Here is a 13596-nt window from a genome sequence, read left to right as displayed (position 1 = left end):
ACGAGCGGTGCTCGGCGAAGGGGGAGCGGCGAAGGGGGAGGAGCGCGGCAGGGAGGGGAGGGGGCGAAGGGGGACGGGGACGGCGACGCCCCCCCCACCCGGTCGGGCGAAGGGGGCGTCGGCAGCCGCGCGCTACGGCTTGACCGCGAGCACCGGGCAGGTCGCGTCGAGCAGGACCCGCTGGGCGGTACTGCCCATGAGGAGCTTGCCGACGGGGGAGCGGCGGCGCAGACCGAGGCAGATGAGCGAGGCCTCGAGCTGCTGGGCGACCTGGATGACGGCGTCCGCCGGGTCGTGCAGCTCCGAGGTGCGCACCTCGAGCGAGACGCCCGAGGAGTCGAGCCCCTCGGCCCCGTCGAGCACGGCCCGCAGCGAGTCGGTCGTGGGGTCGAGGTCCGCGGTCGCGGGGACGACGACGACCTCCTCGGAGCGAAGGACGGCCTCGCGGGCGGCTGCCCGCAGCGCGGCGTGACCCGGTGGGGTGTCCGCGTAGGCGACGACGATGGTCATGAGCGTGTCCTCTCAGGTGGTGGTCAGCCCTGCAGCAGACCGGTCGGCAGGTCCACGGGCAGGATCGAGGGCAGTGCGGCGAGCACGAGGCACAGCACCAGTGTGTAGACGATCGCGGTGCGAGGCCGCGCCCGGGCCACGTAGAGCAGGAAGCCCGGCACGAAGAGGGTCACCGCGACGAGGTAGCCGCCGAGCATGACGAGCACGAGGAAGAGCGCCATCGCGCCGAACATCCTCACCGCGATCGTCACGTCGTGGGTCCACCCGGGGCGAGGGGCCGCCCCGTCGCGACGCGTGCGCAGCTCGGCCCACACGAGGACCAGACCCATGATCAGACCGCCGGCGCTCACGAGCTGGGGCATGAGCCGCGCCTCCGGGGAGAATGTCTGGCTGACCCCGAGGGCGACCGCGAAGACGACGGTCGTGAGGACCGCGAAGCCCAGCGACCACGGCGAGTCCTTGAGCATGCCCTGCTCGGTGTCCTCGTCGTCGTCGTGACGCAGGTCGGCCTCGCCGCGGTGGCCGAGGTCGGCCGCCTGGTCGCGGTTGCGACGCGTGCGCTTGACGAGCCCCCACACGAGGGGGCCGACGAGCACGGCGAGGAAGACGAGGACGCCCGGGCGGGTCAGCCAGCCGACGCCGTCGTAGAGCGAGTCCGTGAGGTAGTAGTAGCGCTCCATCGGGATCGCGAGGACGAAGCCGATGAGGAAGGGCGCGCGCGGGGTGTCGGTGGCCTTCATCAGCCAGCCGGCCGCGCCGAGCGCGACCATGATCCACAGGTCACCGATCTGGCCACCCTCCTGGAAGGCGCCGAGCAGCATGATGACGAGCAGGCCGGCGCCGAGGACGGCGAAGGGGACCTTCGTCAGCTTGGCCAGACCGGGGGTGGCGAGGAAGCACAAGAAGGCGCCGACGATGCTCGCGATCGCGAAGCACCACACGATGAGGTACATGAGGTTGAGGTGCTCGGTGACGATCGCCGGCCCCGGCTGGATGCCGTAGGTGAGCAGCATGCCGAGGAGCATCGCCGAGGGCACGCCGCCGGGGATGCCGAAGAGCAGCGTCGGGATGAGGTCGCCGGCCTCGACGGAGTTGTTCGCGCTCTCCGGGCCGACGATGCCGCGGGGGTCGCCCTTGCCGAACTTGCGCTTGTCCTTGGCCGTCGCGACGGCCTGGCCGTAGGCGAGCCAGGTGCCGGCGGTCGCGCCGACGCCGGGCAGGACGCCGGCCCAGATGCCGATGAGCGAGCCGCGGATGACCTGGGTCCAGTGGGTGACCCACTCCTTGATGCCCGACATCCAGCCGCCGCCGAGGCTGACCATGTCGCGGTCGACGGTGCGCTGGCCGACGCGCGAGGCGATCTCGGCCAGGCCGAAGATGCCGAGCGCGACCGCGACGAGCGAGAGGCCGTCGCCGAGGAAGAGGCTGCCACCGGTGAAGCGCTCCTCGGCGGTCGTCGGCGAGGTGCCGACGAAGCCGAGCAGCAGGCCGAGCAGACCGGCGAGGAGGCCCTTGACGACGTTGCCGCGCGAGAGGACGGCGGCGAGCGAGACGCCGAGCACCGTGAGCATGAAGAGCTCGGGGCTGGCGAAGGAGAGGACGAGCGGTCGGGCGAGCGGGATGGCCAGGGTGAGGCCGAGCGCGCCGATGAGACCGCCGGCCATCGAGGAGAGGAAGGCGAGCGAGAGCGCCCGCTTCGCCTCGCCCTTGCGGGCCATGGCGTAGCCGTCGAGCATCGTCACGCTCGCGGAGGCCGACCCGGGTGCGCCGAGGAGGACCGCGGAGACGGTGTCGGAGGTGTGGACGACCGCGAGGGCGCCGATGAGCAGGGCGAAGGCCTGCTCGGGCTCCATCCCGAAGGTCACCGGCAGCAGGATCGCGACCGCGCCCGTGCCGCCGAGGCCCGGGATGAGGCCCATGACGAGACCGGCGATGACACCGGCGGCGAGCATGAGGAGCAGGGAGGGCTCGGAGAGGGAGCCCAGGGCTGAGAGTGCAGCGTCGAACATGTCAGGACCTCACTCGACCGTCACGTTGTAGGAGCTCGAGAGCAGCGTGATGACGTGCTCCCGGACGGAGGCGTCGACGGTGTACGCCTCTCGGATGCGGGTCGCCAGGTCGGCGCCCGCGTCGAGCGGGTAGCCGCCGAGCACCTTGTCGGCGGCCTCCTCGAAGTCCTTGTCCTGCGCGAGCGCCTCGGAGGAGGTGCGCATGAGGTCGACGACGGCCTTCGGCGTCTCGGCGGGGACCCAGAGGGCCTTCTGGTAGGTGTACGTCACGCCGAGGACCGTCTTGTAGGCGTCGAGCTTCGGGCCCGAGGGGGCCGAGCCGTGCAGCTCCTCGTAGGCCTCGACGACCGTGGGGGTGTCGGGGAAGTTCGGGTCGCGCACGACCTCGCCGGACTCGTCGAGCTGGCCGAGGCAGAAGAGGACGACGGCCGTCTTCGCCTCCTCCATCGGCTCGACGGCCGAGGCGTAGGTCGACGTCGTCGTGTAGTCGATGTCGATCTCGCCGCGCTGGAGGGCGAGGTTGACCGGCCCGCGACCCTCGAAGCCGAAGGTCGCGTCGACGTCCATCTCGAGCAGGTCGAAGGCGAGCAGCGTCGTGAGGTCGAGCCCGGTGGCGGTGATGCCGCCGAACTTCAGCGGGGTCGGGCGGTCGACGAGGTCGGACAGGCCGCTGACGCCGGCGCCGGTGCGTGCGTAGACGACCGCGCCGGTGCCGTTGGCGAGGATCGGCTGGAGCCTGGTGAAGTCGTAACGGACCGCGGGACGCGTGAGGAGCCACGGGACGACGGTCGTCGCGGTGCTCACGAGGACCTCGGTGCCGTCCGGCGGAGCCGAGCTGACGAAGTGGTTGGTGCCGGTGATCCCTTCGCCGCCGGCCTCGTTGACCGGCGCGAAGCCGGGCACGCCGGGGATCTTGTGGACGAGCTCGGCCCCGACGAAGCGGGCCCAGGTGTCGGTGCCGCCGCCCTCGGCGAGCGGGATGAGGAACTCGACGGTCTCGCCGGCGAAGTCGCCGTCGGCGGTCGAGGCCGGCGGGTTGAGCAGGCGGCCGCCCAGCAGGGTGCCGCCGACCCCGGCCACGGCGAAGCCGGCCATGATGGCCAGCGCCGTCCGGCGGTTCGGCGGCGGCGGGTCCTCCGGCCGTGCGGGTGTCACGAGGTTGTCCTGGGTCATGATTCCTCTCCCTTGAGGATGCGGTGCGTGGCGGTGCTCGTGGGCGGGTCGGGCAGGAAGACCACTCCCTGCGCCAGACGGCGGTAGGTGCGGGTCGCGCCCACGACGACCTGCCCGTCGGTCTCGGAGACGTAGGTCGTGACGACGCCCGCGGCGGTGCGCATGACGAGCTGGTCGGCCTGGGTCTCCTCGTCGTCGAGCAGCTGCGCGACGACGGTGTCGGGGTGGCGCGACGCGAGGGTGAGCGCGACGCTGCCGGTGATGGGGATGGCGGGGTGCGCGCGGCCCATCGAGAGCATGAGGACGTCGACGTCGCAGCCCTCCTCGCGCGGTGCGGCGACGAGCGCGAGCTTCGGCACGGCGCGGGCGGCCTCGGCGAGGTCGGTGACGAGGCCCATCGCGACCGCGCCCTCGCGCCGGATCGCGTCGAGCCGGCCGAGGAGGGCGGGGTCGGCGTCGAGGGCGGCGAGCGAGTCGTGACCGGTGAGGCCGACGTCGGCCGCGCGAAGGGCGACCACGGGCGCCCCGGCGTCGACGAGGGTGGCGTCGATGCCCCCTTCGCCGTCGGGCAGCCGGTCGCGCTCGCGACCGGTGGGGAAGAGCCGGCCGGTCGTGCGGCCGGCCGGGTCGAGGAAGCCCATCCGCACGGGCGAGCCGAGGAAGGGCACGCCGGGGATCGCGGTCGTCAGGTCCTCGGTGAGGACGCCTCCGGGGGTGCTCAGCTCCTGGACGATGACCTGGTCGGTGTTCGTGTTGAGCACGCGGACCTCGGTGCTCGGGTCCTGCGCGGCGACCCAGCCCTCACGGACGGCGAAGGCCGCGACGACGGCCGAGCAGTTGCCGCAGTTGCTGCCCCAGTCGACCGTGGCGGCCTCGATGCCGACCTGCGCGAAGGTGTAGTCGACGTCGACGCCCTCGCGCTGCGAGGCCGAGAGGATGACCGCCTTGCTCGTCGTCGAGGTGCCGCCGCCGACGCCGTCGACCTGCCGCACGTCGGGGCTGCCGTACACCCGCAGGAGCACCTCGTCGACCGACATGCCGGGCACGTCGAGGTCGTCGCGCCGGAAGACCCAGCACTTGCTGGTCCCTCCGCGCATCCACGTCGCCGGGATCTCCATCCGGGCCTCCTCACATCTCGTGCGACCGAGCGGTCGCCGCAGACGAGAGTGACGGCGATCTGGCTGAAGGACCAGCGCGAGATCGAGAGGAGGTGTGAAGCGTCACTTCATCCGCTGGTGTGGTGCGGTCGACGAAGGGGGTGACCGGCCCGGCAGTCCGCACGGCCGCGCCCCGGTACCGCGCGGGACGCGGCTACGCTGAAGCCCCGGATATCGGATGTGAAGGAGGCTGAAGCGATGCTTCAGGATCGGAGGTCGTCGTGCTCGACGTGAGTCGTCTGCAGGTCCTCCTGCACGTCATCGAGGGGGGCTCGGTCACCGCGGCGGCCGCCCGGCTGCAGTACTCGCCGTCGGCCGTCTCGCAGCAGCTGCGGCGGCTCGAGCGCGAGGTCGGGCAGCCCCTGCTCACCCGGCACGCGCGCGGCATGGTGCCGACCGAGGCCGGTCAGGTGCTCGCCGGGCACGCCCGCAAGGTCGTGCGCCAGCTCACCGCCGCCGAGGCCGATCTCGCCGAGATCGCCGGTCTGCGCCGGGGTCAGCTGTCGATCGGCACCTTCGCGACCGTGGGCTCGTCCTTCGTCCCGCTCGCGGTGCAGCGCTTCCGCCAGCTCTACCCCTCGATCCGGCTGCACATCCACAGCGACCGCGAGCAGGGCCTCATCGACAAGCTCGAGGAGGGCGAGGTCGGGCTCTCGCTGCTGTGGGACTACGAGTGGCGTCGGATCGACCCGAGCCAGGTCGCGCTGACGACGCTCTTCGAAGACCCGACGGTGCTCGTCGTCGCGGCGGACCACCCGCTCGCCGGGGAGCGCTCCGTGCACATGCGCGATCTCGCCGACGAGGGCTGGATCATCCGCTCCGAGCAGCACCCGGTCGTCGAGGTGCTCCACCGCAGCGCCGCGGCCGCGGGCTTCGAGCCGCGGATCTCCTTCGAGGCCAACGACTACCAGGAGGCGCAGGCGATGGTCAGCGTCGGCTTCGGGGTCGCGCTCGCCCCGCGCACCGCGCTGACGAACAAGCACCCCGGGGTGCGCATCGTCTCGCTCGGCGACTCCGCCCCGCCGCGCCGGATCGTCGTCGCCCACCGGCACGACCGCGTCCGAGCCCCCGCCGAGATCGCCTTCCACGAGGTCCTGCTCGACATGGCCCAGGGCTACCAGCCGGACTGACCCCCCTTCGCCCCGCTCTCCGGCACCCCTTCGCCGCCCCCTCCGATGCGCTGAGCCCCGCTCGTGGTCCGTGAGGGCCGGTCGTCGCGGGGCGGCGAGGAGCGGGGTTCGCGGACCACGAGCGGGGCTCGGCGAAGGGGGAGCGAGGAGGGCGAAGGGGGGAGCCGGGGCGAGCCGGGTCAGCTCACCTTGCGCGGCCACCAGAAGCGGTCGCCGAGCAGGAGGGTGATCGCCGGGACGACGACGGTGCGCACGAGCAGGGTGTCGAGCAGCACGCCGATGCAGATGATGACGCCGATCTGCGCGAGGACGACGAGCGGCAGGACGCCGAGGACGGCGAAGACCGCGGCGAGCAGGATGCCCGCGCTGGTGATGACCCCACCGGTGGCGGCCAGCGCACGCAGCATCCCCTCGCGGGTCCCGTGCTCGCGGGTCTCCTCCTTCGCCCGGGTGACGAGGAAGATGTTGTAGTCGACGCCGAGCGCCACGAGGAAGAGGAAGGCGTAGAGCACGGTGATCTGGTCGAGGGCGCTGAAGCCGAAGACCTTCGTGAAGATCCACCACGAGACGCCGATCGCCGCGAAGTTCGTCGCCATGACCGTCGCGATGAGAACGAGCGGCGCGACGAGGCTGCGCAGCAGGGCGATGAGCGCGACGAGGACGAGCCCGAGGATGAGCGGCAGGATGAGCAGCCGGTCACGCTGGGCTCCGTCGCCGACGTCGACCGCCTCGGCGGTCGTCCCGCCGACATAGGTGTCGGTGAGATCGGCGTCCGCGATGGCCGCACGCAGCGCGACGACCGCGTCCTCGGCCTCCTGGCTGTCGGGCTGACCGGGCAGCACCGCCTGGAGCTCGCTCACCCCGTCACCCGAGGCCCCGGGGCGGACCGACTCGATGCCGTCCACCCCTTCGGCGACCCTCGTGACCTCCTTCGGGTCGGCCTTTGTGACGATGACCGCGGGGTCGGAGGAGCCGGCGGGGAAGGACTCGGCGAGGCGCTCGGCGGCGACGATCGCCTCGGGCTTGTCGAGGAACTGCTCGGACTGCGGCAGGCCGAGGCGCACCGAGAAGACGCCGGCCGACATCACCGCGAGGAGCACGACGGCACCGCCGACGAAGACGGAGGGTCGGCGGGCGACCGCGTCGCCGATGCGACGCCACAGCGAGCGGCCGTCGCTGAGGGTCGTCTCGCCGGCGTGGGGGACCTTCGGCCAGAAGACCCAGCGCCCGAAGAGCGAGAGCACTGCGGGCAGCATGACGAGCGCCGACAGGACGGCGATGACGATGCCGATCGCGCTCGCCAGACCCAGGCCGCGGGTACCCGGGGTGAGCGAGAGCAGGAGGCAGAGCACGCCGACGACGACCGTCGTCGCGCTCGCGAGGACGGGCTCGAAGGTCTTCGCGAGGGCCTCGGTGAGCGCCTCGCGCCGGTCCTCGGTCACCCGCAGCGCGTCGCGGTAGCGCGACATGAGGAGCAGGGCGTAGTTCGTCCCCGCGCCGAAGACGAGGACCGAGAGGATGCCGGTCGTCGAGTCGTCCCACGTCATCCCGAGACGCTCGAGGACCTGGGTCGCGGCGACCGTCGCGGTGCGGTCGCCGACGCCGATGACGGTCAGCGGGATGATCCACAGGACAGGGCTGCGGTAGGTGAGGATGAGCAGGACGGCGACGATCGAGGCGGTCGAGAGCAGCAGGCGGGTGTCGGCCCCGTCGAAGACCGCGGCGAGGTCAGCGGTGATGCCCGCGGGTCCCGTCACCTCGGCGGTGATGCCGTCCGGTGTGCGCTCGCCGAGGTCGGCGCGCAGGTCGCGCACCGCGTCGCGGATCTTCGGGCTGTCCGTCGTCTCGATCGGCACGAAGGTGATGGCCGCGGTGCCGTCCTCGCTGGGGACGACCGTCGCGTCCTCGCCGAGGCCGGCGGCCTTCGCGAGCTCGGGCAGCTCGGCCTTGTCGATCGTGCCCTCGTCGGCGGTGAAGAGGACGAGCGCCTGGGTGCCGTCCTGCTGGGGCAGCTGCTCGCGCAGCTCGGCCGCGGCCGTCGAGTCGTAGCCCCGGGGCAGCGAGTCGGTGGGGGTGGCCTGACGGGTGCCGGCGCCGAGCGACATGACGACGCCGATGAGCACAAGGCCGAGGACGATGACGGCCCAGGCGGACCGCTTGCCCGTGATGAGGGCGGCGACGCGATGACGCACCGTAGACTCCTGGTGTCGAAGAAGATTGCTAACTAAGTGAGTTATATCGTGAACGAAGGTACGACGGGGCGAGGTGGTCCGTCCACTTCTAGTCCAGCCCGCTCCCTGCGCACCCTCGTCCAGGTCGCGGCAGGCGTGCCGGGGGCGATGGCGCGTCGTGCCGGCTTCTCCCACAACGAGATGGCGGTTCTCGACCTGCTGAGCGACGCACCGCACGGACCGGCGGAGATCGCGCGCGCCCTCTCCGTGAGCTCGGCGGCCGCCTCGGGCATCGTCGACCGGCTCGTCGCCCGTGGCTACGCCGTGCGCACCCCGCACCCGGAGGACGGGCGGCGCACGCTCGTCGAGATCTCCGACGCCGGTCGCACCGAGATGCTCGGCCACCTGCTGCCGATGCTCGGCCCGCTCCAGGCCCTCGACGACGCGATGACCGACGCCGACCGGGCCGCCGTCCAGCGCTACCTCGACGGCGCGACCCAGGCCATCCGCCGCCTGCTCTGAGCCCTCCGGCCGCCCCCGCGGTGCGACGATCGCCAGATGAGCGAGCACCCCGTCGAGTCGGTCTGGGACTACCCGCGCCCGCCCGCGCTCGTCCCCTTCGACGGCCTCGTCGAGGTCGACGTCGCCGGGCAGCGTCTGGCCCGCACGACCTCCGCGCTGCGGGTTCTCGAGACGAGCCACCCGCCGACGTACTACCTGCCGCTCGCCGACGTCGACACCTCGCTGCTGCGACCGGTCGACGGCGGGCGCACGATCTGCGAGTTCAAGGGCGTCGCGAGCTACTTCGACGTCGTCGTCGGCGACCGGGTCATCTCCCGCGCGGTGTGGACCTACCCCGACCCGACGCCCGCCTTCGCCGACCTGCGGGGTCACGTCTCCCTCATGCCGGGGCTCATGGACGAGTGCCGGGTCGACGGCGAGGTCGTCGTCGCGCAGGAGGGCGACTTCTACGGCGGGTGGGTGACCTCGTGGATCACCGGCCCCTTCAAGGGCGGACCGGGGACTCGCGGGTGGTGATGGCCGGGTGGTGAGGGCTCTCGTCCTGCCGAGCCCGCTGCTCCCGGCGCTCGCCTACGCCGAGCTCGCTGATGCCTTGACGCGCACGGGGTGGTCGGCCCGGGTGGCCGCCGCGGACCTCGGCGAAGGGGAGGGCGCGGGTGACCTCGTCGAGCGCTGGGCCGGCGAGGTCGGCCTGAGCGACGTGCTCGTCGCCCACAGCAACGCCGGCTACCTCGCCCCGCTCGTGCGCGAGACCACCGGCCTCGACGTGCCCCTCGTCGCGATGGACGCCGCGCTGCCGCCGGCCGAGGGCCGGTACGCGCTCGCCCCGCCGGCGCTGCGCGACATGCTCACCGCGCTCGCGGACGCCGACGGGCTGCTGCCGCCGTGGACCCACTGGTGGCCCTCCGGCGCACTCGACGACGTCGTGCCCGCCGACCGTCTCGCCGAGCTCGACGCCGCTTGCCCGAGGCTGCCCGTCGCGTACGTCGACGAGACCTTCGAGGCGCCGAAGGGGTGGGCGACGCGGCCGTCGGCGTTCCTCGCCTTCGGGCAGACCTACACCGAGGAGATCGAGGCCGCTCGGTCGTGGGACTGGCCCGTACGCGTCCTCGAGGGCGCGCACCTCCACCACCTCCACGCCCCCGACGAGGTGGCCGCCGCGGTGGTCGCCCTCGCCGCCCCCTTCGTCCCGGCGGGCTGACTCACCCCGGGCTGAGAGCCGGCTCGACGACCCGGCCGTCGACGACGGTGACGAGGGCGTCGAGCGCGTCGCGGTGGACGAGGTCGTGGGTGACGAGCAGGGTCGCCGTGCCGCGCTCGTGGGTGAGGCGGGCGACGAGCTCCATGATCTCGGCGCCGCGCTCCTGGTCCAGCGCGCTCGTCGGCTCGTCGACGAGGAGCACCGAGGGGTCGGCGACGAGGGCCCGCGCGATGGCGACGCGCTGGCGCTGACCGCCGGAGAGCTGGGCGGGCCGCTTGTGCTGCTGCCCGGCGAGACCGACCTCGTCGAGCAGCTCGTCGGCGCGCTCGCGGACGGCGGCCCGGCGTCGGCGGCCGTCACCGCCGAGCTCGGCCATGACGAGCAGCTGGTCTCGCGCGGTGAGCGAGGGCAGGAGGTTCGACTGCTGGAAGACGATGCCGATGCGCTCGCGGCGCAGCGCGGTCGCCTCGCGCGGGGTGAGCGCGGCGGTGTCGACGTCGTCGACGAGCACGCGTCCGGAGTCGGGCCGGATGAGCGTGCCGGCGACGGCGAGCAGCGAGGACTTGCCCGAGCCGGACGGACCGGTGATGCCGGTGACGGCGCCGTCCGGCGCGACGAGGGTGACGTGGTCGACCGCGGTGACGCGGGCGTCGCCGTCGGGGAAGGTGAGAGCGACGTCGTCGAGGGTGATCATCGGGCGCTCCCGAGGGCGGTGAGGGGGTCGGCGGAGGTGATGGAGCGAAGGGCGACCGCGGCCCCGGCGAGACCGAGCGCGGTGAGCGCGGCGGCCGGCAGGGCGGTCGTCAGCGGGCTGAGGAGGAAGGGCAGGGTGCCGCCGGCGAGCAGCCCGAGCCCGACGACGAGGGCCGTGCCGACGCCGATGCCGAGGGCGAGCACGACGAGGGCCTGGCCGAGGGCGTCGCGCACGAGCGAGGCGGTCGACGCGCCGAGGGCCTTGAGCACGGCGACGTCGCCGGCGCGCTGCATCGTCCAGACGGTGAAGAAGGCGCCGACGACGAGGGCCGAGACGCCGAAGAGCATGGCGATCATCAGCCCGAGCGAGCCGACCTCGGAGCGGAAGGTCTCGAGCGCGGTGAGGCTGCGCAGCGGCGTGGCCGCCGAGGTGCCGGTGACGGCGGCCGCGGCGTCCCAGTCCGGCGAGCCGGTCACGGCGAGGAGCGTCGACTCGCCCGAGCCGCCGAGGGCGCGGTCGGCGGCCGACCACGCGTCGGGGGTCAGCGCGACGACGGGGGTGTGGCTGTACCAGCTGTCGCCGCCGACGAGGGCGACCCGGTAGGCCCGCCCGGCGAGGGTGACGTCATCCCCCTTCGCCACCGAGAGGGCCTCGGCCGCACCCTGCGACAGGCCCACCTCGTCCTCGGCGGGCGGCGCGAGGTCGGTCGTCGCCGACGTCGGTGCGTCGTGCGGGATGCCGAGGAGGGCGACGGCGACCGGGCCCGCGGCCGGGCTGCCGGTCGCCCGGCCCTGGGTGACGCCGATGCGCACGACGTCGGTGACGCCCGGGGCGCGGCGCCAGGCCTCGGCGGTGCCGGCGTCGATCGAGGACTCGGCGAAGGAGGGCTGCCCGCTCGCGGGCTGCGCGAGGACGAGCCGGTCGCCGGGCAGCCCGAGGACCGCCGAGACGTTCTGCGACGCGAGGCCACCGGTGAGCCCGGCGAGGAATCCGACGAGCACGGTGATGAGCGCGACGACCGCGCTGATGAGGGCGAAGCGACCGCGGGCGAAGCGCAGGTCGCGCCAGGCGACGAACACGAGATCTCCTGTCTGGGTGGGGCGGGGGGTCTCCCCGGTGTCCTCTCCAGCCTCGCGAGGACGACGGCGCGATCCATCGCCGTGAGGACTGGTCTCGCGATCCACCTTTCGGTTGATCCGGGAGGGGCTCGGCCTTCGTAGGCTGAGGTCGTCATGCGGCACAGCTCTCTCACCCCCGTCTTCGTCGGGCTGCGCACCGGGCTGCACGTGCTGCTCGCGGCGCTGCTGGCGCTCGTCGTCGTGCAGGTGCTCGCGCGGCACGACGGCACGACGTGGGTCGCGCTCGTGCTCGCCGCGCTCTTCGCGCTCGTCTACGTGCTCGGGGCGCGGCTCGCCGCGACGACCGGGACGCGACGGGCCGCGGCGTCGGCGCTGTGGGTGGGGGCGCTGACGCTCGTCTGGGTCGCGCTGCTGTGGCTCGTGCCCGAGGCCGCCTACCTCGTCTTCCCGATCTTCTTCCTCTACCTCCACGTGCTGCCGGGCGCAGCCGGTCCGGTCGCCGTCGTGCTCGCGACCGGGGTGGCGGTCGTCGCGCTCGGGCTGCACGGCGGCTTCACCGTCGGCGGGGTGGTCGGCCCGCTCGTCGGCGCAGGGGTCGCCCTGCTCATCGGGCTGGGCTACCGGGCGCTCGCGCGCGAGGCGGTCGAGCGCGAGGCGCTGCTCGCCGAGCTCGTCGCGACCCGTGACCGGCTCGCGGCGACGCAGCGCGAGCAGGGGGTGCTCGCCGAGCGGTCGCGTCTCGCCCGCGAGATCCACGACACCGTCGCCCAGGGCCTGTCGAGCATCCAGATGCTGCTGCACGCCGCCGAGGCGGCGGACGGGGAGCGGCCGGGGCTCGAGCACATCCGCCTGGCCCGGTCCACCGCCGCGGAGGGCCTGGCCGACACCCGGCGCTTCATCCGCGAGCTCGCCCCGCCGGCGCTCGACGCCGGTCTCGGGCCGGCGCTCGTGCGGCTCGGCGAGCGGTGGGAGCGCGACGGGATGCGCGTGCACGTGATCGTGCCGCCGGGCGACCCCGCGCTGAGCATGGACGTCCAGACGGCGCTGCTCCGGGTCGCGCAGGGTGCGCTGGCCAACGTCGCGCAGCACGCCGGGGCGAGCGAGGTGCGGGTGGCGCTCACCGATCTCGGCGGGGGCGCGCGGCTGGTGATCGCCGACGACGGGGTCGGCTTCGACCCCGGGGTGGTGCGCGAAGGGGGAGGCGCCAGCGACTCCTTCGGGCTGCGGGCCATCGCCGAGCGGGTCGAGCAGCTCGGCGGCGACCTCGTCGTCGACAGCGCCCCGGGCGAGGGGACGACGCTCACCGTGACCCTGGAGGCGGCGCCGTGATCCGCGTGGTCATCGCCGACGACCACCCCGTCGTGCGGGCCGGGCTACGGGCCCTGCTGAGCACCGCCGAGGACGTCGAGGTGGTCGGCGAGGCCGAGACCCCGGGTGCGGCGGTCGACCTCGCCGGCTCGCTCGTGCCCGACCTCGTGCTCATGGACCTGCAGTTCGGCCAGGAGCTCTCGGGGGCGGACGCGACCCGTCGCATCCGCGCCCTCGAGGCCCCGCCGTACGTCCTCGTGCTGACGAACTACGACAGCGACGGCGACATCCTCGGTGCGGTCGAGGCGGGGGCCAGCGGCTATCTGCTCAAGGACGCGCCGCCGCACGAGCTGCTCGCCGGGGTCCGGGCCGCCGCGGCGGGGGAGAGCGCGCTCGCGCCGGCGGTGGCCAGCCGGCTCATGGCGCGGATGCGCGCGCCCCGGGTGAGCCTGTCGGCGCGCGAGATCGAGGTGCTCGCCCTCGTCGCCGAGGGCGCGTCGAACGGCGAGATCGCCGGGCGCCTCCACATCACCGACGCGACGGTGAAGTCGCACCTCGTGCACGTGTACTCCAAGCTCGGCGTGACCTCGAGGACCGCGGCCGTCTCGGCCGCCCGCTCGCTCGGGATCCTGCGCTGACCCC

The 13596-nt window shown here is 73.6% G+C and carries 13 protein-coding genes; 6 read left to right on the top strand and 7 right to left on the bottom strand.

The window, feature by feature from the left end; all coding sequences use genetic code 11:
* Positions 1-132 precede the first annotated feature (132 nt).
* From LIV55_RS06365 to LIV55_RS06350, 4 genes are read right to left on the bottom strand one after another with little or no spacing between them, the layout of a single operon-like run.
* Positions 133-510: a universal stress protein gene (locus LIV55_RS06365; RefSeq protein ID WP_068271029.1), complete on the bottom strand. Its 378-nt coding sequence runs from the start codon at positions 508-510 to the stop codon at positions 133-135.
* A 23-nt stretch (positions 511-533) separates the two neighbouring features.
* Positions 534-2519 (bottom strand): tripartite tricarboxylate transporter permease, encoded by a 1986-nt coding sequence (locus tag LIV55_RS06360; RefSeq protein WP_229299669.1) that lies wholly within the window; start codon positions 2517-2519, stop codon positions 534-536.
* Between the two features lie 9 nt (positions 2520-2528).
* Positions 2529-3692 (bottom strand): Bug family tripartite tricarboxylate transporter substrate binding protein, encoded by a 1164-nt coding sequence (locus tag LIV55_RS06355; RefSeq protein ID WP_123093207.1) that lies wholly within the window; start codon positions 3690-3692, stop codon positions 2529-2531.
* Positions 3689-4810: a PrpF domain-containing protein gene (locus LIV55_RS06350; RefSeq protein ID WP_229299668.1), complete on the bottom strand. Its 1122-nt coding sequence runs from the start codon at positions 4808-4810 to the stop codon at positions 3689-3691. Before LIV55_RS06350 ends, LIV55_RS06355 begins: the two co-directional genes overlap by 4 nt.
* 269 nt (positions 4811-5079) lie before the next feature.
* Between LIV55_RS06350 and LIV55_RS06345 the strand changes: the two genes are divergently transcribed.
* Positions 5080-5979: a LysR family transcriptional regulator gene (locus LIV55_RS06345; protein WP_308012878.1), complete on the top strand. Its 900-nt coding sequence runs from the start codon at positions 5080-5082 to the stop codon at positions 5977-5979.
* 179 nt (positions 5980-6158) lie between these two features.
* On the opposite strand, the gene LIV55_RS06340 is transcribed toward LIV55_RS06345, so the two are convergent.
* Entirely contained in the window at positions 6159-8171 is a 2013-nt protein-coding gene (locus LIV55_RS06340; RefSeq protein WP_229299666.1) for an MMPL family transporter, read from the bottom strand.
* Positions 8172-8318: 147 nt separating this feature from the next.
* Here LIV55_RS06340 and LIV55_RS06335 point away from each other — a divergent pair, with 147 nt between their 5' ends.
* From LIV55_RS06335 to LIV55_RS06325, 3 genes are read left to right on the top strand one after another with little or no spacing between them, the layout of a single operon-like run.
* Positions 8319-8672 carry a MarR family winged helix-turn-helix transcriptional regulator gene (locus tag LIV55_RS06335; RefSeq protein WP_123093204.1) on the top strand — a complete coding sequence of 118 codons (354 nt, stop codon included), beginning with the start codon at positions 8319-8321 and terminating at the stop codon, positions 8670-8672.
* 36 nt (positions 8673-8708) lie between these two features.
* Positions 8709-9188, top strand: coding sequence for a DUF427 domain-containing protein (locus LIV55_RS06330; protein WP_229299665.1), 480 nt, complete (start codon positions 8709-8711; stop codon positions 9186-9188).
* A gap of 7 nt (positions 9189-9195) precedes the next feature.
* The gene (locus tag LIV55_RS06325) at positions 9196-9873 is read left to right on the top strand and encodes a hypothetical protein (protein ID WP_229299664.1); all 678 of its coding nucleotides are present in this window, start codon (positions 9196-9198) and stop codon (positions 9871-9873) included.
* A gap of 1 nt (position 9874) precedes the next feature.
* Here the strand turns inward: LIV55_RS06325 and LIV55_RS06320 are convergent, their stop codons facing one another.
* Both LIV55_RS06320 and LIV55_RS06315 read right to left on the bottom strand, forming a co-directional pair.
* Positions 9875-10567 (bottom strand): ABC transporter ATP-binding protein, encoded by a 693-nt coding sequence (locus tag LIV55_RS06320; RefSeq protein WP_229299663.1) that lies wholly within the window; start codon positions 10565-10567, stop codon positions 9875-9877.
* Positions 10564-11646, bottom strand: a complete 1083-nt coding sequence (locus tag LIV55_RS06315) for an FtsX-like permease family protein (protein ID WP_229299662.1) — start codon at positions 11644-11646, stop codon at positions 10564-10566. The genes LIV55_RS06320 and LIV55_RS06315 overlap by 4 nt, the downstream gene beginning before the upstream one ends.
* Positions 11647-11799: 153 nt before the next feature.
* Here LIV55_RS06315 and LIV55_RS06310 point away from each other — a divergent pair, with 153 nt between their 5' ends.
* Together LIV55_RS06310 and LIV55_RS06305 are read left to right on the top strand one after the other, a co-directional pair.
* Positions 11800-12975, top strand: coding sequence for a sensor histidine kinase (locus LIV55_RS06310; protein WP_229299661.1), 1176 nt, complete (start codon positions 11800-11802; stop codon positions 12973-12975).
* Positions 12972-13592, top strand: coding sequence for a response regulator (locus LIV55_RS06305; protein ID WP_229299660.1), 621 nt, complete (start codon positions 12972-12974; stop codon positions 13590-13592). The genes LIV55_RS06310 and LIV55_RS06305 overlap by 4 nt, the downstream gene beginning before the upstream one ends.
* Positions 13593-13596 lie beyond the last annotated feature (4 nt).

It is taken from the genome of Janibacter melonis (assembly GCF_020567375.1).
Classification (GTDB): domain Bacteria; phylum Actinomycetota; class Actinomycetes; order Actinomycetales; family Dermatophilaceae; genus Marihabitans; species Marihabitans melonis.
Note: the sequence above shows the minus strand (reverse complement) of the source record. Positions and strands in the feature narration are given on the sequence as shown.

Bases quoted from the DNA above. Each gene is read 5' to 3' on its own strand.
- LIV55_RS06320 (WP_229299663.1), bottom strand. From the start codon at position 10,567: ATGATCACCCTCGACGACGTCGCTCTCACCTTCCCCGACGGCGACGCC.
- LIV55_RS06355 (WP_123093207.1), bottom strand. From the start codon at position 3,692: ATGACCCAGGACAACCTCGTGACACCCGCACGGCCGGAGGACCCGCCG.
- LIV55_RS06350 (WP_229299668.1), bottom strand. From the start codon at position 4,810: ATGGAGATCCCGGCGACGTGGATGCGCGGAGGGACCAGCAAGTGCTGG.
- LIV55_RS06330 (WP_229299665.1), top strand. From the start codon at position 8,709: ATGAGCGAGCACCCCGTCGAGTCGGTCTGGGACTACCCGCGCCCGCCC.
- LIV55_RS06310 (WP_229299661.1), top strand. From the start codon at position 11,800: ATGCGGCACAGCTCTCTCACCCCCGTCTTCGTCGGGCTGCGCACCGGG.
- LIV55_RS06335 (WP_123093204.1), top strand. From the start codon at position 8,319: ATGGCGCGTCGTGCCGGCTTCTCCCACAACGAGATGGCGGTTCTCGAC.
- LIV55_RS06365 (WP_068271029.1), bottom strand. From the start codon at position 510: ATGACCATCGTCGTCGCCTACGCGGACACCCCACCGGGTCACGCCGCG.
- LIV55_RS06360 (WP_229299669.1), bottom strand. From the start codon at position 2,519: ATGTTCGACGCTGCACTCTCAGCCCTGGGCTCCCTCTCCGAGCCCTCC.